22 protein-coding genes are annotated in these 21879 nt (G+C 45.8%); 21 read left to right on the top strand and 1 reads right to left on the bottom strand.

Annotated features, from left to right (window positions below; translation table 11 throughout):
* Window positions 1-9: 9 nt before the first annotated feature.
* The 9 genes from K1I94_RS09140 to K1I94_RS09100 all read left to right on the top strand — a co-directional run bounded on the left by K1I94_RS09140 (window position 10) and on the right by K1I94_RS09100 (window position 7928).
* A complete protein-coding gene (locus tag K1I94_RS09140) occupies window positions 10-1146 on the top strand; it encodes an ABC transporter ATP-binding protein (RefSeq protein ID WP_002905742.1) in 1137 nt (378 codons plus the stop codon).
* 258 nt (window positions 1147-1404) lie between these two features.
* Window positions 1405-2724 carry an ABC transporter substrate-binding protein gene (locus K1I94_RS09135; protein ID WP_002922735.1) on the top strand — a complete coding sequence of 440 codons (1320 nt, stop codon included), beginning with the start codon at window positions 1405-1407 and terminating at the stop codon, window positions 2722-2724.
* 95 nt (window positions 2725-2819) lie between these two features.
* A complete protein-coding gene (locus tag K1I94_RS09130; RefSeq protein WP_032906291.1) occupies window positions 2820-3707 on the top strand; it encodes a carbohydrate ABC transporter permease in 888 nt (295 codons plus the stop codon).
* Between the two features lie 16 nt (window positions 3708-3723).
* Window positions 3724-4554 (top strand): carbohydrate ABC transporter permease, encoded by an 831-nt coding sequence (locus tag K1I94_RS09125; RefSeq protein WP_002905745.1) that lies wholly within the window; start codon window positions 3724-3726, stop codon window positions 4552-4554.
* A gap of 4 nt (window positions 4555-4558) precedes the next feature.
* Complete coding sequence (locus K1I94_RS09120; protein ID WP_223315132.1) at window positions 4559-5011, top strand: YhcH/YjgK/YiaL family protein; 453 nt, start codon at window positions 4559-4561, stop codon at window positions 5009-5011.
* A gap of 21 nt (window positions 5012-5032) precedes the next feature.
* Window positions 5033-5683, top strand: coding sequence for a DUF624 domain-containing protein (locus tag K1I94_RS09115; protein WP_002928728.1), 651 nt, complete (start codon window positions 5033-5035; stop codon window positions 5681-5683).
* Window positions 5684-5717: 34 nt separating this feature from the next.
* Window positions 5718-6635, top strand: coding sequence for an N-acetylneuraminate lyase (locus K1I94_RS09110; RefSeq protein ID WP_223315131.1), 918 nt, complete (start codon window positions 5718-5720; stop codon window positions 6633-6635).
* Window positions 6636-6668: 33 nt separating this feature from the next.
* Window positions 6669-7553: an ROK family protein gene (locus tag K1I94_RS09105; protein WP_223315130.1), complete on the top strand. Its 885-nt coding sequence runs from the start codon at window positions 6669-6671 to the stop codon at window positions 7551-7553.
* Between the two features lie 45 nt (window positions 7554-7598).
* Complete coding sequence (locus K1I94_RS09100; protein WP_223315129.1) at window positions 7599-7928, top strand: DNA helicase; 330 nt, start codon at window positions 7599-7601, stop codon at window positions 7926-7928.
* Window positions 7929-7989: 61 nt separating this feature from the next.
* On the opposite strand, the gene K1I94_RS09095 is transcribed toward K1I94_RS09100, so the two are convergent.
* Window positions 7990-8841, bottom strand: coding sequence for a MurR/RpiR family transcriptional regulator (locus K1I94_RS09095; protein ID WP_223315128.1), 852 nt, complete (start codon window positions 8839-8841; stop codon window positions 7990-7992).
* A 414-nt stretch (window positions 8842-9255) separates the two neighbouring features.
* On the opposite strand from K1I94_RS09095, the gene K1I94_RS09090 reads away from it, so the two are divergent.
* From K1I94_RS09090 to thrC, 12 genes are all read left to right on the top strand, one after another.
* Window positions 9256-9579 carry a hypothetical protein gene (locus tag K1I94_RS09090; RefSeq protein ID WP_223315127.1) on the top strand — a complete coding sequence of 108 codons (324 nt, stop codon included), beginning with the start codon at window positions 9256-9258 and terminating at the stop codon, window positions 9577-9579.
* Window positions 9569-11524, top strand: coding sequence for a V-type ATP synthase subunit I (locus K1I94_RS09085; protein WP_223315126.1), 1956 nt, complete (start codon window positions 9569-9571; stop codon window positions 11522-11524). Before K1I94_RS09090 ends, K1I94_RS09085 begins: the two co-directional genes overlap by 11 nt.
* Before the next feature lie 132 nt (window positions 11525-11656).
* Window positions 11657-12136 carry a V-type ATP synthase subunit K gene (locus K1I94_RS09080; RefSeq protein WP_002898768.1) on the top strand — a complete coding sequence of 160 codons (480 nt, stop codon included), beginning with the start codon at window positions 11657-11659 and terminating at the stop codon, window positions 12134-12136.
* Window positions 12137-12146: 10 nt separating this feature from the next.
* Window positions 12147-12737 carry a V-type ATP synthase subunit E family protein gene (locus K1I94_RS09075; protein WP_124765061.1) on the top strand — a complete coding sequence of 197 codons (591 nt, stop codon included), beginning with the start codon at window positions 12147-12149 and terminating at the stop codon, window positions 12735-12737.
* A 10-nt stretch (window positions 12738-12747) separates the two neighbouring features.
* Window positions 12748-13761: a V-type ATPase subunit gene (locus K1I94_RS09070; protein WP_223315125.1), complete on the top strand. Its 1014-nt coding sequence runs from the start codon at window positions 12748-12750 to the stop codon at window positions 13759-13761.
* Window positions 13748-14068: a V-type ATP synthase subunit F gene (locus K1I94_RS09065; protein ID WP_223315124.1), complete on the top strand. Its 321-nt coding sequence runs from the start codon at window positions 13748-13750 to the stop codon at window positions 14066-14068. Before K1I94_RS09070 ends, K1I94_RS09065 begins: the two co-directional genes overlap by 14 nt.
* A 7-nt stretch (window positions 14069-14075) precedes the next feature.
* Entirely contained in the window at window positions 14076-14771 is a 696-nt protein-coding gene (locus K1I94_RS09060) for a GNAT family N-acetyltransferase (RefSeq protein ID WP_223315123.1), read from the top strand.
* A gap of 172 nt (window positions 14772-14943) precedes the next feature.
* Window positions 14944-16734, top strand: coding sequence for a V-type ATP synthase subunit A (locus K1I94_RS09055; protein WP_223315122.1), 1791 nt, complete (start codon window positions 14944-14946; stop codon window positions 16732-16734).
* Window positions 16721-18115: a V-type ATP synthase subunit B gene (locus tag K1I94_RS09050; RefSeq protein WP_002902006.1), complete on the top strand. Its 1395-nt coding sequence runs from the start codon at window positions 16721-16723 to the stop codon at window positions 18113-18115. Before K1I94_RS09055 ends, K1I94_RS09050 begins: the two co-directional genes overlap by 14 nt.
* A complete protein-coding gene (locus K1I94_RS09045) occupies window positions 18112-18735 on the top strand; it encodes a V-type ATP synthase subunit D (RefSeq protein ID WP_223315121.1) in 624 nt (207 codons plus the stop codon). Before K1I94_RS09050 ends, K1I94_RS09045 begins: the two co-directional genes overlap by 4 nt.
* A 437-nt stretch (window positions 18736-19172) precedes the next feature.
* Window positions 19173-20270, top strand: a complete 1098-nt coding sequence (locus tag K1I94_RS09040) for a LysM peptidoglycan-binding domain-containing protein (protein ID WP_223315162.1) — start codon at window positions 19173-19175, stop codon at window positions 20268-20270.
* Between the two features lie 112 nt (window positions 20271-20382).
* Window positions 20383-21867: a threonine synthase gene (gene thrC / locus K1I94_RS09035; RefSeq protein WP_223315120.1), complete on the top strand. Its 1485-nt coding sequence runs from the start codon at window positions 20383-20385 to the stop codon at window positions 21865-21867.
* The last annotated feature ends 12 nt before the right edge of the window (window positions 21868-21879 follow it).

Genomic DNA, 21879 nt, shown 5'->3' with positions numbered 1-21879 from the left:
GGTAGATGAATGACAACCTTAACACTAAATAAACTATATAAAAAATATCCTAATAGTGATTTTTACTCTGTTGAAAATTTTGATTTGGATATTAAGGATAAGGAGTTTATCGTTTTTGTAGGACCTTCCGGTTGCGGGAAATCAACAACCTTGCGGATGATTGCAGGACTTGAGGATATCACAGAAGGGGAGCTCTATATTGATCAAAATCTTGTCAATGACATTGCTCCTAAAGATCGGGATATCGCCATGGTTTTCCAAAATTACGCTCTTTATCCTCACATGACTGTTTATGACAATATGGCATTCGGACTCAAGCTTCGCAAGTATGATAAGGCTGATATTGATAAAAGAGTCCAGGAAGCGGCGGAAATCCTTGGCTTGAAAGAGCTGCTGGATCGTAAACCAGCCGACTTGTCAGGTGGTCAGCGTCAGCGGGTAGCTATGGGGCGGGCGATTGTCCGTGATGCCAAAGTCTTCCTTATGGATGAGCCCTTGTCTAACTTGGATGCTAAACTGCGCGTGTCCATGCGGGCAGAAATCGCAAAAATTCACCGCCGTATCGGAGCGACGACTATCTATGTAACCCACGACCAGACCGAGGCCATGACCTTGGCTGACCGCATCGTTATCATGTCAGCTACTAAGAACGAAGCAGGAACAGGTACTATCGGCCGAATCGAGCAAATCGGTACGCCGCAGGAACTTTATAACGAGCCAGCTAATAAATTTGTGGCAGGTTTTATCGGCAGTCCAGCTATGAATTTCTTTGAAGTGAACTTAGAGGGCGATCAGCTTACAGATGGACAAGGCTTTGCTGTTGGACTTCCAGACGGTCAGCGTAAAATCCTAGAAGAAAAAGGATATCAAGGAAAGAAAGTGATACTGGGCATTCGACCAGAGGATATCTCGGCTGAGTTGATAGTAGAAGATACTTTTCCAGATAGCACTGTAGATGCTGAAGTCACCGTTTCTGAGTTGCTAGGCAGCGAGTCTGTTCTCTATTGTAAGGCTGGCGTACAAGAATTTTCAGCCAAAGTGGAAGCTTCTAACTATTTGGAGCCTGGCTCTAAGATTCGCTTTACCTTTAAGATGCCTAAGGCTCATATATTTGATTTTGATAGTCAGGAGAGAATCAAAATCTAAGAATTTTAAATAAAAATGAAAACGCTATCTATAAAAAGAGAATTATTAAAAGGGAGTGAATTTAATCGAGTTAAGGTTCTAAAAATACTTATTTACTGTTCTGAAGAAGCAGTAAAACAAGAAGGACTAACAGGTCCATGTCTGTTACCAGGTCCAATCCTTACTTGAAACTGGAAAAACAAAGACAAATAAGTCTCTCAGTTTTTGTAAAGAAAAGGACTAGATTTAAGAGAAATTCATTTTTAAGGAGAAAAGAATATGAAATTCGGAAAATTATTCGCATCGTTATTGACAGGTGCTGCAATTGTTTCTTTAGCAGCTTGTGGAAACAATGGCGGATCAGATAAAACAGCTAGCTCTGGCAGTAATTCTGGCAAAACAGAAATTACTTGGTGGGCTTTCCCAGTCTTCACACAGGAAAATGCCAACGATGGTGTTGGAACCTATGAAAAATCAATTATCGAGGCTTTTGAAAAAGCGAACCCAGATATTCACGTCAACCTAGAAACTATTGACTTTAAATCTGGTCCTGAAAAGATTACGACCGCTATTGAAGCAGGCACAGCACCAGATGTTTTGTTTGATGCACCAGGTCGGATTATTCAGTATGGGAAAAATGGTAAATTAGCTGATTTAAACGATCTCTTTACTGATGACTTTGTCAAAGATGTCAATAATGATAATATTATCCAAGCCAGCAAGGCAGGAGACAAGGCTTACATGTATCCTATCAGCTCTGCTCCATTCTATATGGCTTTCAATAAGAAAATGTTGGAAGATGCTGGTGTAGCAAATCTTGTCAAGGAAGGCTGGACAACTTCAGATTTTGAAAAAGTGCTGAAAGCTCTGAAAGATAAAGGCTATACTCCAGGTTCCCTCTTTAGTAATGGTCAAGGAGGTGACCAAGGAACTCGTGCCTTCATCGCTAATCTTTACGGCGGATCTATTACTGATGAAAAAGTTACCAAATACACAACTGACGATCCTAAGTTTGTCAAAGGACTGGAAAAAGCAGTTGGTTGGATTAACGACGGTTTGATGATGAACGGCTCTCAATATGATGGTGGAGCAGATATTCAAAACTTTGCTAACGGCCAAACATCCTACACTCTTCTTTGGGCTCCTTCTCAAAATGGTATTCAAGCACAACTTTTAGAAGCCAGCAAAGTCGATGTGGTGGAAGTACCGTTCCCATCAGAATCTGGCAAACCAGCTCTTGAATATCTTGTAAACGGATTTGCAGTCTTTAACAATAAAGATGAAAAGAAAGTAGCAGCTTCTAAGAAGTTCGTCCAATTTATCGCTGATGACAAAGAGTGGGGACCTAAGAATGTAGTTCGCACAGGTGCTTTCCCAGTTCGTACTTCATTTGGAAAACTCTATGATGATAAACGTATGGAAACCATCAGTGGCTGGACTCAGTACTATTCACCATATTACAACACGATTGATGGCTTTGCGGAAATGAGAACTCTTTGGTTCCCAATGCTCCAATCTGTATCCAATGGTGATGAAAAGGTTGAACCTGCTTTGAAGACATTTACAGAAAAAGCAAACGAAACAATTACTAAAAAATAAGCAAATGTGAAATCCTCCCCTTTTTCTGTTGACAGTTTCTAGAGGTAGAAAAAGGGGGATTTTGTTAGAAAATCTTGAAAGAGGGGTACCTCATTGTGAAAGTCAATAAAATCAGAATGAAAGAAACCCTAGTATCATACGCGTTTTTAGCTCCAATTCTGATATTTTTCACGGTATTTGTCTTGGCACCTATGATTATGGGTTTTGTTACTAGTTTTTTTAACTATACGATGACCTCCTTTACTTTTGTCGGATTTGATAATTATATTCGGATGTTTAAAGATCCGGTCTTTATGAAATCGCTGATTAATACGGTCATTATCGTGGTCGGCTCTGTGCCGATTGTAGTTCTCTTCTCTTTGTTTGTGGCTTCGCAGACTTATGAGATGAATGCTGTCTCTCGTTCCTTTTACCGTTTTGTATTCTTCCTGCCGGTTGTTACAGGGAGCGTAGCTGTGACGGTCGTATGGAAATGGATCTACGATCCGCTGTCTGGTATTTTGAACTTTGTTTTGAAGTCAGGCCATGTCATCAATCAAAATATTTCTTGGCTTGGGGATAAACATTGGGCATTGCTAGCGATTATCATTATTCTCTTAACAACTTCTGTGGGCCAGCCTATCATTCTCTATATCGCAGCAATGGGAAATATTGATAATTCTCTAGTTGAGGCTGCGCGAGTGGATGGTGCAACAGAAATGCAAGTCTTCTGGAAGATCAAATGGCCTAGCCTGCTTCCAACAACCCTTTACATTGCTATCATTACTACAATTAACTCATTCCAGTGTTTTGCCTTGATTCAGCTCTTGACATCAGGCGGACCTAATTACTCAACCAGTACGCTCATGTACTATCTGTATGAAAAAGCCTTCAAGTTATCTGAATACGGATATGCTAATACCATGGGAGTCTTTTTAGCAGTCATGATTGCCATCATCAGCTTTGCCCAATTCAAGATTCTTGGAAACGATGTAGAATACTAGAGAAAGGAGAAAGAAGATGCAAACTAAAAAAATGAACGTTTTTAAGGTGGTATCAGGCTTTGTTCTGGCCATACTAACCATCCTCTTTGTCTTTCCTTTCTATTGGATTTTGACAGGAGCTTTCAAGTCTCAACCAGCAACGATTGTCATTCCGCCAGAATGGTGGCCAAAAATGCCAACGGTTGAAAACTTCCAGCAATTGATGGTGCAAAATCCAGCCATGCAATGGATGTGGAATAGTGTTTTCATTTCGCTTGCGACCATGTTTCTGGTCTGCGCCACTTCTTCTTTGGCAGGATATGTTTTGGCCAAGAAGCGGTTCTATGGTCAACGGATTCTTTTTGCAATCTTCATTGCGGCCATGGCTTTGCCTAAGCAAGTAGTACTGGTACCACTAGTGCGTATTGTTAATTTCATGGGAATTCACGATACCTTGGCAGCAGTAATTTTACCGTTGGTTGGCTGGCCTTTCGGAGTTTTTCTAATGAAGCAGTTCAGTGAAAACATCCCGACAGAGCTTCTTGAGTCTGCTAAAATCGACGGTTGTGGCGAAATCCGGACTTTCTGGAGTGTTGCTTTCCCGATTGTCAAACCGGGCTTTGCGGCTCTAGCTATTTTCACATTTATCAATACCTGGAACGACTACTTTATGCAGCTGGTTATGTTGACATCTCGGCAGAATTTGACAATTTCTCTCGGGGTTGCGACCATGCAGGCTGAAATGGCAACCAACTATGGCCTCATTATGGCTGGAGCAGCTTTGGCTGCAGTGCCAATTGTGGCAGTCTTCCTCATCTTCCAAAAATCCTTCACACAAGGAATCACTATGGGAGCTGTTAAAGGATAGAAATATGATTTTTGATCAATTAGAGAATCTCGTTCGCTATCGAGGGATTCACAAAAATATCGATACAGCTATTGATTATCTCCTGAGTCACGATGTATCTAATCTAAATTCAGGGCGCTATGAAGTAGATGGTGATAGGGTCTTCTTCTTTTTGCAGGAAAATACTCTCAGTCAGCAGCAAGAGGAAAGCTTTGAATTTCACCAGAGATACTTGGACCTGCACTTTCTTTTGGAAGGGCATGAACTGATCCAATACGGCTGTCAGATTAGAGAAGTTCAGGAAGCCTATGATGAAGGTCGAGATATTGGTTTTGTTGTTTGCGAACAGACTTATCCGCTCTTGTTAGACGGTTTCAATTTTGCCGCTTTTTTGCCAGAAGAAGCCCACCAGCCTAATCAATTTGCTGGCAGAGAAGAGACAGTTAAAAAGTGTGTGTTTAAAGTTTTATTGGATTAATATTTAAAAAGGAGGCTAGCAATGGATAAAAGAGGTACCCGATTGATAGAGACTATTTTTGATACGGATAATTTCTTTATGCAGATTTGTGAGAAAATCCTTGATTTAGCGACAGTAAACTTGCTTTTTCTGCTGACATCTCTGCCTCTTCTAACCATCGGTATTGCGAAGCTAAGCCTCTATCAAACTCTTTTTGAAATCAAAGGCGGTCGTCGTGTAAAAGTAACGGCTGTCTATATCAAGGCCTTCCGAGAAAATTGGCAGCTGGGCTTCAAACTAGGCCTGCTGGAGCTGATGCTGTCTGCTATCAGTATTTTTGACCTCCTTCTTATCTGGGGTCAGGAGGCTCTGCCTTTTCAAATACTGAAAGTTGCCTGCTTTGCTCTTCTTATCTTTACAACAGCACTCTTTCTGTGTGTTTATCCACTGGCTGGCCGATTTGAGCAATCTCTTATAGGTGGGTTACAGACTAGTCTAGTTTTGCTCAGTCTTAACTTTCCTTGGTTTTTCCTGATGATAGCCATTCTAGTAGCAATTTTGACAGTGCTTCTTAGTTCAGGACTTCTGCTTTTACTAGGGCTATCGCTCTTTGTTTTAATCGGTTTTGCTGGATTGGCCTTCACGCAGATTACTGTTTTAGAAAAGATTTTTGCCAAATACGAAAAGCCTTAATTTATAGAAATTCTAGATTTGGAGATAAAAGAAAATGAAAAATATGACCAAATACCAAGGTGTCATTCCTGCTTTCTACGCTTGCTATGACGAGGAAGGTGAAATCAGCCCGGAGCGGACTCGCGCTTTAGTGGAATATTTCATCGCCAAGGGCGTGCAAGGTCTTTATGTCAACGGTTCTTCGGGCGAGTGTATCTATCTGAGTGTAGAAGACCGAAAACGGGTTCTAGAAGAAGTGATGAAAGTTGCTAAGGGGCGTCTGACTATCATTGCCCATGTGGCTTGCAACAATACTAAGGACAGCGTGGAGCTGGCTCGTCATGCGGAAAGTTTGGGTGTCGATGCTATTGCAGCTATTCCGCCGATTTATTTCCGTTTGCCAGAGTATTCGGTTGCCCAGTATTGGAATGACATCAGTGCGGCGGCGCCTAATACTGATTTCGTGATTTATAATATCCCTCAGCTGGCTGGTGTAGCCTTGACTCCTAGCCTTTATAAGGAAATGCTCAAGAATGAGCGCGTGATTGGTGTGAAGAACTCTTCAATGCCAGTGCAGGATATTCAGACCTTTGTAGCTCTTGGGGGAGAAGATCATGTAGTCTTTAATGGTCCAGATGAGCAATTCTTAGGTGGCCGTCTTATGGGTGCTGGAGCCGGTATTGGTGGTACATACGGAGCTATGCCAGAGCTCTTCCTCAAACTCAATCAACTGATTGCTAACAAGGAATTGGAACGGGCTAAAGAGTTGCAATATGCGATAAATGCCATCATCGGAAAATTAACCAGTGCCCGCGGCAATATGTACGCTGTTATTAAGGGTGTTTTGGAAATTAATGAAGGCTTGACCATCGGATCTGTCCGCTCTCCTCTGACACCAGTGCAGGAAAGTGATCGGCCAATTGTGGAAGAAGCTGCTCAGTTGATTAGACAAACCAAGGAGCAATTTTTATAAGCAACAGGATAAACACTAGAGAGAAGGTGTGCTATGAAACACTATGTTGCTATTGATATTGGCGGTACCAATATCAAGTATGGCTTAATCGACGAGGCGGAAACCTTGGTGGAAGCACATGAAATGCCGACGGAGGCCCACAAAGGCAGTCCGGGAATTATGCAGAAAGTTGAAGGAATTGTTGCAGCCTATTTAGAAAAAGGACCACTGGCTGGGATTTGTATTTCTTCAGCTGGCATGGTGGATCCAGACAAAGGTGAAATTTTCTATGCCGGGCCACAGATTCCGAATTACGCTGGGACCCAGTTCAAAAAAGTGCTGGAAGAAAAATTCTCCCTGCCTTGTGAGATTGAAAATGATGTCAACTGTGCTGGTCTGGCGGAGGCTATGTCAGGCAGTGGCAAGGGAGCCAAGATTGCCCTTTGTTTGACAATCGGTACAGGTATCGGAGGCTGTCTGGTCGTAGATGGTCAGGTCTTCCATGGTTTTAGTAACTCTGCTTGTGAGGTCGGTTACCTGCATCTACCAGACGGAGCCTTTCAGGATGTGGCATCTACAACTGCTTTAGTCAATTATGTGGCTGAGCTACACGGAGAAGACGCAGAGCATTGGAATGGCCGTCGGATTTTCAAAGAAGCAACTGAGGGCAATAAACTCTGTATCGAGGGCATTGATCGCATGGTTGGCTATCTGGGCCAAGGAATTGCCAATATCTGCTATGTTGTTAATCCGGAAGTTGTTATCCTAGGAGGAGGCATCATGGGACAAGAAGCTATTCTTAGACCTCGTATTCAGGCGGCTTTGCAGGAAGCTTTAGTCCCAAGCATTGCTGACAAAACCAAACTGGCCTTTGCTCATCATCAAAATACTGCGGGTATGTTTGGAGCCTACTATCATTTCAAAAATAGACAAGCTTAACCTGAGATTTTTCTCAGGTTCCTTGTCTTTCAAGAGGAAAATCAAATGACAGAAAGAAGTTTCATTCAGGAAGCTGCTCAGCTTCTAGGTTCTTTGATGGAAGATTTTCAAAAGAAGGCAATTCGGTCGAGTGATGAAATCCGCTTTTACGAGTGCTTAGTAGAAGTTTTGAGGAGTTTGGAGAAAACCAAGGCTCTGGATAATCGTATCCTCATTGCTCTTGAAAGATTTCATAAAAGTGCTAGTTTTTTAATTGGTCTTAGTAGCCTCAAACTGGATCGGTCTACTTATCAAAAGTGGCGTGCCTACGATGCTTTTTATATGGAGAAAGTTCAGCCCCAATTAGAAATCTACGGGCCAATCCTTCCCTTGTGAAAGAAAGAGGAAAACGTTAGAACCGAAAAAGAAAAACGAGTCAGAAAATCCTGATTCGTTTTTATCTTTTGTGAATATTGCGACGGTAGTAACCATTCAATTTCTGATTTTCCCAAAAGCTGTTAAAGATTTTTTCTTTCTTCTCGCGGTTAATCTCGAGGAAAAAGGCATAGATGAGGTCAATCATGAGAAGCATGGGGAATTGTGCGGAAATCCGCAGGATAAACTCAGGCTTGCTTTGAAGAGCAACAGGAACGACTTCAGTGAAGTCTTCTTGAATCTTTTCAGGCTGTCCTGTCACCAAGATGGTTTTTGCTCCCATATTTTTAGCGTCAATCAAGCTGTCAATGATGGACTGGGTCTGTCCGGATAGGGAAAATCCGATAACGAGGCAGTTCTTGTCCAGAATACTAGTTGTCCAAGCGAAGCCATCTTGGTCGGTTAGGGCTTCACAAACGACTCCCAGTCTCATGAAGCGCAGCTTCATATCACGTGCTACTAAGCCTGAGCTCCCTGTTCCAAAGAAATAAACACGGTCGGCCTCTTCTATGATTTGAGCCACTCGCTTCAGCTTTTCCTCATCTATCAGTTCTTTTGTCTGCTGGTGGATTTGGTTGTAGTTGTACAAGACATGACGGGATAAGCTGCTTTGCATATTATCCGCCTCGGTTTGCGCCTTTTGTAGGTCCTGTAAATATTGAAAGCTAAATTCCCGATAACCTTTAAAGCCGCATTTTTTGGCGAAACGGGTCAAGGCTGCTTGAGAAATGTGCAAGGTTTGAGCAACTTGCAAAGAGGATAAATCCTCTTGAATACTATTTGGATTCAAAAAATAGTGACCAATCCTCTGTTCCAAGTCGGTCATCTTGTCAAGATGGCTCTCAATGATGGCCAAGATATTCTGCTGACTCATAAAATCACTTTCTTCATGGGATAATGTTTATTAAAAGTTTAGGGCTGTTCTGGCTGGAAGGTACATTTGAAGCCACTTTTACTATTCTGCTATTCTATATTTGTCTTAGAATTTGTTTATATTATAACATAGTTATAGAGAAATAAACCGTTTGCAAGACTGAAACTTATCAAGAGTGTACAGTTGAGACTGATTTGTAAGTATTGAAATGAATCAAATCTATATGGGCTTTTTCTATCAGTTTGAGATGGCTGTTTAGCAATCTATGACTGTTTTTCTGAAAATATGTTATAATTTATGCAAGTACGAAGCTGTATTCCTGAAGATAACCTTACCAGATGGTTGGCTAGTCGGTCAGGAATGCAGATTTTAAAATCCGTTTTCAAAGGTTTTTGAAAACGAGGGGGTGAATAGATGGCCAATGAAACACTTGAAAAAATGCAGGAAATTGAAACTGCTGCAGAAGAAGTTTTGATGGGCTACAGGACGCAGGCTCAGGAGCTGCGGCAGCAGGTAGATGAAAATCTCAGGCAGCTGGCTCTGACTTATGACGATGAAACGCAGAAGCTGGCAGAGGAATTAACCGCGACTTCCCAGCAAAAGTTGGTGCTCCTGCAGCAAGACTTGGAGCAGACAATCCAGCAGAATGAGGACAAGGTTGAGGCTGCGCTGACGGACAAAAAAGCAGACTTGGCGCGAGCCATTGTAGAGAAGGTGGTAGAAGCCTATGGCCATTAGTCAAATGCGGCAGCTATCTCTGCTTCTGCCCAAGGAACTGCTGGACCAGCTTCTCTTTTACCTACAGGGCTTAGAGTCGGTTCAGATTCATGACTTGCGGCAGGAAGAGGACTGGCAGGCAGCTTTTGAGCAGGCTTTAGTCGGCCGGCCGGATCAGCAGCTATCTCAGCAGGATTTGCTCAGTCGTCAGGAGAAATTGGAACGGCTAATTGCAGAGCTGGAGCCTTTTATGCCCAAAAAGAAACTGCTGGAATCCTTAAAAGAAGAACCTTTGGAATTATCCTTTGCTGCTTTAGAGCAGGCAGGGAAGGCCCGGGATGAGGAGGCGTTGCTGGAAGGAATCAGTAAGCAGCTCAAGGTCTTACAAGAGGCCAAAGGTCAGATAGAAGCTGACCGTTTGGAAGTGGCTGCGCTGGAGAAGTGGGAGCCGCTGGAGCTAACACCGCAATCGGCTGCGACTTTCAGTCATCTGGGAGCGTTGATTGGGACGATTCCCAATACAGACGACGATGCTCTGCGCCTGACTCTGGGAGCACATCCTGACCTGAAGTTTCAGGAAGTCTTTACCGATGATACCGAGCATGGGGTTCTTATTTTTTACAAGGCAGGCTCTCTGGAAGAAGTCCGCAAAATCTTGAAAGAGTACGGCTTTAAGCCTTTTGAGTATGACCATGAGGAACTGCCTGCTGATCGGGTAGCCCAGCTCAAGGCCAATATTCGACAGCAGGAGGCTGTGGCAGAAGCTATGACAAAGAGTCTGGCAGCTTCTAAGAATGAATTGGACCAGCTCAAGGTTCAGCTGGACTATCTCTGCAATCTCTCCTCCCGCCAAGAAAGTAAAAATCAGTTAGCCAGCACGCAAAATCTGGCAGCTTTGGAAGGTTGGATCGAAAGCAATCAGGTTCAAGATCTTGAAGCTTGCTTGAAGGAGCAGTTTGGCCAGAGCATTCTCATCCAGACCAGAGAGATTAGAAAGGACGAGGAAGATAAGGTTCCGACCAAGCTAAAAAACAATGCCTTGGTGGAGCCTTTCGAGCTAGTGACGGAGATGTATTCCTTGCCTAAGTACGGTGATAAGGATCCAACCCCTGTCGTTTCCCTCTTCTATTTTGTATTCTTTGGCATGATGGTTGCCGACATTGGTTACGGCCTCTTACTCTTTGTGGGCACCAGTCTGGCGCTGCACTTCTTGCATGTCAAGCTAGGATTGGCTAAGAATCTGCGATTCTTCCGCTTGCTGGGTGTGGCAGTCATCATCTGGGGACTGGTTTATGGTTCTTTCTTTGGCTTTGAACTGCCCATCGCTCTGATTAGCACCAGCTCCGACGCCATGACGATTCTGGTTATTTCGGTCGTCTTTGGCTTTGTTACAGTGCTGGCGGGCCTCTTCCTCAGCGGTCTGAAAAATATCCGCCTCAAGGATTATGCAGAAGCTTATAATGCAGGCTTTGCTTGGGTGCTGATTTTGCTGGGGCTGCTACTCTTGGCCTTGGGAAATTTCTTCCCATCCTTGGCCTTTGCAGCAACGATTGGTCAGTGGCTGGCCATCATCAATGCTCTAGGCATACTGGCAGTGTCTATTGTCAGTGCTAAGAGCTTGGCAGGATTGGGGTCAGGTCTCTTTAATCTCTACAATGTTAGCGGCTATGTAGGAGACCTTGTCAGCTTTACACGGCTGATGGCTCTGGGACTTTCTGGGGCCAGCATTGGCTCGGCTTTTAACTTGATTGTCAGCCTCTTTCCACCTGTCGCTCGCTTTAGCATCGGCATTCTGCTCTTTATTGCCCTGCATTTGGTCAATATGTTTCTATCTTTTCTGTCTGGTTATGTGCACGGAGCGCGTTTGATTTTCGTGGAATTCTTCGGAAAATTCTACGACGGCGGTGGCAAGCCTTTCACTCCGCTCAAGCCTAGTGAGAAATACGTTCAGCAAAGCAAGAAATAAAGATTAGACACTATGGTAAGAGATGAGAAGCTCATCTTTAGAAAAACACTTTCTACAACATCAAAACAAGTATTATTCATTCAACTAGCTGTTGATTTTACGATGATTACAGCATTTTCATAGGAGTAAATCATGGAACATTTAGCATCATATTTTGGAACATACGGCGGCGCCTTTTTTGCAGGTCTGGGAGTAGCTTTGGCGGTCTTTCTCAGCGGAATGGGCTCAGCTTTGGGTGTCGGAAGCACAGGTCAGGCAGCGGCAGCCCTCTTGAAAGAGCAGCCAGAAAAATTCGCTCAAGCTTTGATTTTACAGCTTTTGCCAGGTACCCAAGGTCTCTACGGCTTTGTTATCGGGATTACCGTCTTCTTTAATATCAAGCCAGAATTGGCTCTGCAATCAGGCGTGGCTTATTTCCTAGCAGCTTTGCCAGTTGCGATTGTTGGTTACTTTTCAGCCAAGCATCAAGGACGAGTGGCGACAGCTGGTATTCAGATTCTGGCCAAGCGTCCAGAAGAGGTTATGAAAGGGGTTATCCTAGCGGCCATGGTTGAAACCTACGCTATCTTGGCCTTCGTTGTATCCTTCATCATGGTTCTGAATGTGAAGTAAGGAGGCTTTTATGTCTGACATATCAGATCTCAAAGCTTCTGTCTTGGAGCAGGCTCATGAGAAGGGACGTCTGCTTTTGGCCGAGGCTACTGAGAAAATAGAGCAGGAAGCCAAGGAGCGTGAGGCTCAGCTGGTTCGGCAAAAGCTTGGACAGCGGGAGCAGCAGCTGAAAGAAATCAGCCGGCGCAGTCAGCGTGAAATCCAGCAATTGGAAAATCAAAAACGTCAATCTACCTTGGTCATCAAGCAGCGGGTTCTCAGAGAGCTTTTTGAGGAAGCCTATGCTCAGATGGTGGCTTGGTCACCAGCTGAAGAAGAGCATTTTCTGAAGAGTGTCCTGGCTAAATACCCAGAGGAAGAGATGACACTGGTTTTCGGTGCTCTATCAGCTGAGAAATTCAGCTCCAGCCAGTTAGAAGGCTTGAAAAAGGCCTTTCCGCAAGTACACTTTTCAGACCAGTCCATAGCCGGTCAGGCAGGTTTTGTACTAAGCCAGGGACGGGTGGATGACAGTTATCTCTATCGTGACTTGCTGGACTCTGTCTGGCAGGAGGAAAGCTACCGTCTGGCTCAGGATATTTTCAAAGACCAGGCAGAATAGGAGGCGGACCATGAGTGAAACAAGCTTCTCTCAAGTCAATACAGCCATTAGTGTACAGGAGGCTTCCTTTTTGACGCCCCAGCAATATGAACAGTTGCTGCAGGCTGACGATCCTGCCAGCCGCTCTGCAATCTTGCAGGGAACGGTATATGCCATGGATGCTGAAGCTATCAAGGATCTCAATGCCATTGAGCAAGTAGTGATGAAGCATTTGTATTCCGTTTATAATTGGGCGCTTGAGATTAGTCCAAGTAAGGAGCTGGTGGAGATTTTCACGCTCCGTTATACCTACCACAATCTCAAAGTTTTTCTCAAGGGTCGGGCGACGGGTCAGTCCTTGGAGCATTTGCTGATGCCGGTGGGGACCTATTCGCTGGAGGTTTTGGAGCACTTGGTCATGGCCTTTTCGGCTGAGTATTGTCCAGATTTCATGCTGGACGAGGTGCTTGCGACCTGGCAGGAATACCAGGATTATCAGGATGTGCGCGTGCTGGAGATTGGCATGGACATGGCTTATTTCCAGCATCTCAAGCGTCTGACACAGGAGTTGGAAGATGAGAGCCTGCTGCAGCTGGTGAATCTGACTATTGATTTTTATAATGCCATCACCGTCAAGCGGGCTGTTGGTTTGGGCAAACCGCGCAGCTTTATGAGGCAGCTCCTGTCTGATGAAGGAAGTCTTTCTGCTGCCAACTGGATTGCCATGGCAGAGCAGGGAGATTTCTTGACTTGGTTTAGTCAGGTCAATCCCTGTGGTTACGATCTGGATTTGCGCTCCTATGAGGAAAAAATGCGGAACCAGACCTTGACGACAGTAGAGTTAGAATATCTAGCGGACCTCTTGCAGGCTAAGTTGCTGGCGACTGGTCAGTTTGAGACAGATGGACCTCTTCCTCTGACCCGCTATCTGTTGGGCAAGGAGCTGGAAGTCAAGAATCTGCGGCTGATTTTGACCGGTATGGACAATCAGCTGCCGGTAGAGCTTATCAGAGAAAGGATGCGACCGATTTATGGACAAGACTAGCTACAAGATTGCTGTCGTGGGGAATCGCGATACTATTCTCCCGTTTAAGCTGATTGGTTTTCAGACCTTTCCGATTAAGGAAGCTCAGGAGACGGTCAATACCCTGCGTCGGCTCGCCCGTGAAGATTTCGGCATTATCTATCTGACGGAGGATATGGCTGCAGATATTCCAGAAACTCTGGCCTACTACGACCAGCTGGAGATTCCTGCTCTTGTGCTCATTCCTACTCATAAGGGGAGCACGGGACTGGCTCTTTCGCGGATTCATGAAAATGTTGAAAAAGCTGTCGGACAAGATATATTGTGAGGTTTTTATGCGAATCAATGAACTAGGCCAACCCATTGGGGATGCTCTGCCAGATTTTCAGCCGGGGGACTTGCCCAATCTGGAGCGAATCGAAGGCCAGTATGTTATTATCGAGCGTTTGTCCAAGGATAAGCATGGGACGGATTTGTATGAAGTGTATGGTCCGGATTCTCCTGCGGATATGTGGACCTATCTCTTTCAAACTCCTGCCCAAAATCAGGCAGAATGGTCCCAAAAGCTAGAACAGATGTTGGCAGCACAGGATCGTTTTCACTATGCGATTGTGGATAAGGAGAGCGGTAAGGCTCTAGGAACTTTTGCCTTGATGAGGATTGACCGAAATAACCGCGTTATCGAAGTGGGAGCGGTGACCTATTCACCCAAGCTGAAGCGCACCAGACTGGCTACAGAAGCCCAGTACTTACTGGCACGCTATGTCTTTGAAGACCTGGAGTATCGCCGCTATGAATGGAAATGCGACTCCCTCAATCAGCCGTCAAGACGGGCAGCAGAGCGGCTTGGTTTCACTTATGAAGGTAGGTTTCGTCAGGCTATTGTCTATAAGGGGCGCAACCGAGATACGGACTGGCTGTCTATGATTGACACGGATTGGCCGGCCGTCAAGAGTCGTCTAGAAAAATGGCTAAGCCCAGACAATTTCGACGAAAAGAGCCAGCAAATAAAAGCCTTATCTGATTTTTAAAATAAAAAAACAATCCTTGCCCTAGAGCTAGCTAAGAAAGATTTCAAACTTGCGGCAAGAATCAAAAAATACTCTTTGGAAATTAAATTCAAACTAGGTCTGTATCTAACTTAGTTTGAGCTTTGATTTTCATTGAGAAACAACAAAAATCTCCCAAGAATGGAGGAAGATTGTGAGTCAAGGAAAGATTATCAAAGTTTCTGGTCCTCTGGTGCTGGCATCAGGGATGCAGGAAGCGAATATTCAGGATATCTGCCGAGTTGGCGATTTGGGGCTGATCGGTGAAATTATTGAAATGCGGCGGGACCAAGCCTCTATACAGGTTTATGAGGAAACTTCTGGCTTGGGTCCGGGAGAGCCAGTCATCACGACTGGAAGTCCTCTGTCTGTTGAACTGGGACCAGGTCTGATTTCTCAGATGTTTGACGGGATTCAGCGGCCTTTGGAGCGTTTCCAAACCATCACGGCGAGCGATTTCCTCGTCCGCGGTGTCCAATTGCCAAATCTAGATCGAGAGGCTAAGTGGGATTTTGTTCCAGGTCTGTCTGTCGGAGATGCGGTTGAGGCTGGCGATGTTCTGGGAACGGTGCAGGAGACCAATCTGGTGGAGCACCGCATCATGGTGCCAGTCGGCGTCAGTGGACGCTTGGCTAACATCTCAGCTGGCAGTTTCACTGTTGAAGAGACTGTTTACGAGATTGAGCAGGCGGACGGTTCTGTCTTTAAAGGGACTCTCATGCAAAAATGGCCGGTCCGTCGTGGGCGTCCTTTTGCTCAGAAGCTGATTCCAGTTGAGCCTTTGGTGACAGGTCAGCGGGTCATCGATACCTTCTTCCCAGTAACCAAGGGCGGAGCAGCTGCCGTACCAGGACCTTTCGGGGCTGGTAAGACTGTCGTCCAGCACCAGGTGGCTAAGTTTGCCAATGTTGATATTGTTATCTATGTCGGCTGCGGTGAGCGTGGCAATGAGATGACCGACGTACTCAATGAATTTCCAGAACTAATCGACCCAGCAACTGGCCAGTCCATCATGCAGCGGACGGTGCTGATTGCCAACACCTCCAATATGCCGGTGGCGGCTCGGGAGGCATCGATTTACACTGGGATTACGATTGCAGAATACTTCCGTGACATGGGCTATTCCGTGGCCATCATGGCGGACTCCACCTCTCGCTGGGCGGAAGCACTGCGGGAAATGTCCGGCCGTCTGGAAGAAATGCCAGGTGACGAAGGCTATCCAGCCTATCTTGGCAGCCGGATTGCTGAGTATTACGAGCGGGCTGGCCGGGTCAAAACACTCGGTTCGACTTCGCGAGAAGGCTCTATAACCGCTATCGGGGCCGTATCACCTCCAGGTGGAGATATTTCTGAGCCGGTAACGCAAAATACCCTGCGGATTGTCAAGGTTTTCTGGGGCTTAGATGCCCAGCTGGCTCAACGCCGGCATTTCCCAGCTATCAACTGGCTGAGCTCTTACTCGCTCTATCTAGACGAGGTGGGAGCCTATATCGACCAGCATGAGAAGATTGCTTGGGCTGAGAAGGTAACCAAGGCCATGAATATCCTGCAAAAGGAAAGTGAACTGCAGGAAATCGTGCGTTTGGTAGGCTTGGATTCCTTGTCTGAAAAGGACCGGCTGACCATGAATGCAGCCAAGATGATTCGTGAGGACTATTTGCAGCAGAATGCCTTTGATGATGTTGATACCTATACTTCTTTCAAAAAGCAGGTGGCTTTATTGAGCAATATCCTGACTTTCGATGCGGAGGCCAATCGTGCCTTGGAGCTTGGAGCTTATTTCCGGGAAATCATGGAAGGAACAGTGGAGCTGCGTGACCGAATTGCCCGCAGTAAGTTTATCGATGAAGACCAGTTAGAAAACATTCAGGCCCTGAGTCAGACTATCGAGGAAACCCTGCACCAGATTCTTGCCCAAGGAGGACTAGACAATGAGCGTCATTAAAGAATACCGCACCGTCAGTGAAGTCGTCGGCCCTCTAATGATTGTCGACCAAGTCGCTGGTGTGCATTTCAATGAATTGGTAGAAATCCAGCTTCATGACGGCAGCAAGCGTCAAGGGCAGGTCTTGGAAGTCCAAGAAGACAAGGCTATGGTCCAGCTTTTTGAGGGATCTAGTGGTATCAATCTGGAAAAAGCCAAGGTTCGCTTCACCGGCCGTCCACTAGAGCTGCCAGTGTCAGAAGACATGGTGGGACGGATTTTCAATGGAATGGGCAAGCCGATTGATGGCGGCCCAGCTATCCTGCCAGAAAAATATCTGGATATTGACGGTCAAGCTATCAATCCAGTAGCTCGCGATTATCCGGATGAGTTTATCCAGACTGGTATTTCAGCCATCGACCACCTCAATACCTTGGTTCGGGGACAAAAACTGCCAGTATTCTCTGGCTCTGGTCTGCCCCATAAGGAATTAGCCGCTCAAATCGCCCGTCAGGCGACCGTGCTCAACTCTGATGAAAACTTCGCCGTGGTCTTTGCGGCCATGGGGATTACCTTTGAAGAAGCCGAGTTCTTCATGAATGACCTCCGGGAGACAGGAGCCATTGACCGATCGGTGCTCTTTATCAATCTGGCTAATGACCCAGCTATCGAGCGGATTGCGACGCCGCGGATTGCCCTGACAGCAGCTGAGTACCTGGCTTATGAAAAGGACATGCACGTTCTGGTCATCATGACTGACATGACCAACTATTGTGAAGCCCTGCGGGAAGTTTCCGCAGCTCGTCGCGAGGTGCCGGGCCGCCGTGGGTATCCAGGTTACCTCTATACTAACCTGTCCACCCTCTATGAGCGGGCTGGACGTCTGGTAGGTAAGAAAGGCTCGGTGACGCAGATTCCGATCCTGTCTATGCCAGAGGATGACATTACCCATCCGATTCCAGACTTGACGGGTTATATTACGGAGGGGCAGATTATCCTTTCACGCGATCTTTACAACAGTGGCTATCGTCCGCCCATCAATGTCCTGCCTTCTCTGTCTCGTCTCAAGGACAAGGGCTCAGGTGAGGGCAAGACCAGAGGTGACCATGCCGCAACCATGAACCAGCTATTTGCCGCCTATGCGCAAGGCAAGCAGGCCAAGGAGTTGGCTGTCGTTCTGGGGGAATCCGCCCTGTCCGAAACGGACAAGCTCTATGTGCGCTTTACCGACCGCTTCGAGCAGGAATACATCAATCAAGGTTTCCAGACCAACCGAACCATCGAGGAAAGCTTGGATCTGGGCTGGGAACTCTTGTCCATCTTGCCAAGAACGGAGCTCAAGCGGATCAAGGACGATATGATTGACCAATACCTGCCGCAGACCAAGGAGGAAGAAAGATGACGCGACTCAATGTCAAGCCGACTCGGATGGAGCTGAATAACTTAAAAGCCCGTCTCAAAACGGCTGTCCGTGGGCATAAGCTGCTCAAGGATAAGCGGGATGAGCTGATGCGGCGCTTCATTGAGTCTGTCCGTGAGAATAATCAGCTCCGCCAAAAGGTCGAATCCGCTCTGGTCGGCCACCTACAGGATTTTGTCATGGCCAAGGCTCTGGAGAGCGATCTCATGGTCGAGGAGATTTTCGCTGTGCCCATGCGGGAAGTCAATCTGCATGTGGAAACAGAGAATATCATGAGTGTGCGTGTGCCCAAGATGCACGCCCATATTGACAGTCCCTACGGAGATGACGAGGGAGACGTGGTTTATAGCTATGTGGCTTCTAACAGCCAAATGGATGAAACCATTGAAAGTATGAGCGATCTGCTTCCCGACCTGTTGCGACTGGCTGAGATTGAAAAAAGCTGCCAGCTCATGGCGGATGAAATCGAGAAAACCCGCCGTCGGGTCAACGGACTAGAGTATGCTACCATCCCTGACCTCAAAGAAACCATCTACTACATCGAAATGAAGCTGGAAGAAGCCGAACGGGCCAGCCTCATCCGAATGATGAAGGTGAAATAAGATGCGTAGGCGTTAAAAAACGACTGAAAAATAGGAACTGGACGATGGATTCGATGAATCCAAGTCCAGTTCTCTTTTTTCCGAGTTTTTAGCCGTAGTTCGATTTAGCTGAACTAAGCCAGAGTAAATAGATATATTCACAGCAAAAATAGACGAAGAACCGACAGCTTCTAGGAAATCTTCTCTTTTTTGCCAAGAGCCTAGGTCAGTTTTAGTTTAGCTGAATACCAAGAGTTTAAATAGGTCCAAAAGAAAAAACAGAACCTCTCTAAATGGGGTTCTTTTGCTTACTACCATTTTTTATATGTTACAAACAAATCTCCATATTACAGGGGGCAGACAGTTCTGTTAAATAGGTCGAAAAAGACTTTTTTCTTAGAAGATTTATGGTAAGATGGATTTCGTATCATGAATGATTAGGAAGGTGTATTATGCAAATGAAAATGAATAAGAAATTACTTTTGGCTTCAACTGTTGCTTTGTCAGCATTGCCTTTGTTTACAACAAAAGCTGAGGAGCAGCCACAAAACTGGACTGCCAGAACAGTTGAGCAAATTAAAGCAGATATTACTAGTAATGAAAACCAACAAACATACACTGTTCAATATGGAGACACTTTGGGAAATATCGCTCAAGCGATGAATATTGACCTTGTTGAATTGGCTAAAATCAATCAAATTGCCAATGCAGACTTGATTTTCCCAGGTACTGTTTTGACCGTTACAACAAATGGACAAAATGAAATTGCCTCTGTAGAAATCCAAAGCTACCAAGCAGGAAATAACGCAGGATATGTAACAGAAAGTTATACAGCTGACGAGATTTTTGGTACTGAGCAAGCAGCCCCTGCGGCACCGGCTCAAGCAGCAGAAACTCCAGCTCCAGCTGTTGAGGAAGCTGTTGCGGCTCCAGCAGACCAAGCACCAGCGCCTGCTGAAGAAGCTCCTGCCCCAGTAGCAGAAGTTGCAAGTGAAGCAGCGCCAGCTGCGGAAGACAATGCTGCAGCTCCTGTAGAGGCAGCTCCACAGCCAGCAGTAGCTGCAAGTCCAGAAGCACCAGCAGAGGCAGCTCCAGAAGTGACTGAATTAGGTCAAGACCAAGTCAGTCAAGCAACTGCCGCTGTTGAGCCAACAACTTACAATGCTCCAGCTGTAACAGATGCAGCCAGCGTTGCAACCAACAACTCTGCTAATGCCGGTCTTCAGCCACAGACTGCTGCTCTGAAAGAAGAGATAGCAGCTAAATATGGAATTACAGAATTTAGTCTTTACCGCCCAGGTGATAGTGGTGACCATGGTAAAGGCTTGGCGGCTGACTTTATCGTTGGTGAGAATACTGAATTAGGAAACCAGGTCGCAGCCGATGTTACTTCTAACATGACTGAAAGAGGAATCTCTTACGTTATCTGGCAGCAACAGTTCTATGCACCATTTGAAAGCGTTTATGGACCAGCTAATACTTGGAACCAAATGCCAGATCGTGGCAGCGTAACAGAAAACCACTACGACCATGTTCACGTATCTATGAATGAATAAGATGAAAACAGGCCCAGAAATGGGCTTTTTCTTATATTCTCTGTGAAAAAGCGAGAATTTTCTGATAAATTTTGGTATAATAAAGCGAACTACAGATAAAGGATGAGAGAGAATGACCTTAGTTTATCAATCAACACGCGACGAAAAGAATAGAGTAACAGCCAGCCAGGCGATTCTGCAAGGCTTAGCAACAGACGGCGGGCTCTTTACGCCCATTACCTATCCGCAGGTCGATTTGGACTTTGCCAAGCTCAAAGATGCTTCATATCAGGAAGTAGCCAAGCTGGTTTTGTCTGCTTTTTTGGATGATTTTTCTGAAGCAGAGCTGGACAACTGTATCAATCATGCCTACGACAGCAAGTTTGATGATGCGGCGATTGCTCCCTTGGTCAAGCTGGATGGTCAGTATAATCTAGAGCTTTTCCATGGAGCGACCATTGCCTTCAAGGATATGGCTTTGTCTATCCTGCCTCATCTGATGACAACCGCAGCCAAAAAGCACGGCTTGGAAAACAAAATTGTCATTTTGACGGCGACTTCTGGCGACACAGGCAAGGCGGCTATGGCAGGCTTTGCGGACGTTCCTGGGACTGAAATTATCGTCTTTTATCCCAAAGACGGTGTCAGCAAGGTCCAAGAGCTGCAAATGACGACGCAGACAGGTGCCAATACGCATGTGGTAGCTATTGACGGCAACTTTGACGATGCCCAGACTAATGTCAAGCGCATGTTTAACGACACAGACCTACGAGCTCGTCTCTTGGAGCACAAACTGCAGTTTTCATCAGCTAATTCCATGAATATTGGCCGTTTGGTGCCGCAGATTGTCTACTATGTCTATGCCTATGCTCAGCTAGTGAAGACGGGAGAAATCACAGTAGGAGACAAGGTCAACTTTACAGTTCCGACTGGTAATTTTGGGAATATCTTGGCGGCCTACTATGCCAAGCAAATCGGTCTGCCAGTTGGCAAGCTGATCTGCGCATCAAATGAGAACAATGTCCTGACTGACTTTTTCAAGACCCAGGTGTATGACAAGAAGCGGAGCTTTAAGGTGACGACTAGCCCGTCCATGGATATTTTGGTTTCATCTAACTTGGAGCGTTTGATTTTCCATCTGTCTGGTAACAGCGCTGAGAAAACGGCTGCCCTGATGGCGGCTCTGAATGAGCATGGACAGTATGAACTGACGGACTTTGACGCTGAGATTTTAGAGCTCTTTACGGCTGACTATGCGACGGAAGAAGAAACAGCAACTGAAATCAAGCGGGTCTATCAAGCATCTGACTACATCGAAGACCCTCATACAGCCGTTGCGTCCGCTGTCTATCAAAAATACTTGGCAGAGACAGGTGATCAGCGCAAGACTGTTATCGCGTCTACCGCTAGTCCCTATAAATTCCCAGTCGTGGCTGTTGAGGCTGTGACTGGTCAAACAGGACTCAGTGACTTTGAGGCTTTGGATCAACTGCACGAACTTTCTGGCGTAGCCCTTCCACCAGCTGTGGACGGCTTAGAAACAGCACCGGTTCGTCACAAAACGACGGTCGCTGCATACCAAATGCAGGCAGCAGTCGAGGATTATTTGGGATTGTAAAAAACAAAAACA

The organism is Streptococcus sanguinis (assembly GCF_019929145.1).
Classification (GTDB): Bacteria; Bacillota; Bacilli; order Lactobacillales; family Streptococcaceae; genus Streptococcus; species Streptococcus sanguinis_U.
This window is presented reverse-complemented; position numbering and strand designations above follow the sequence as displayed.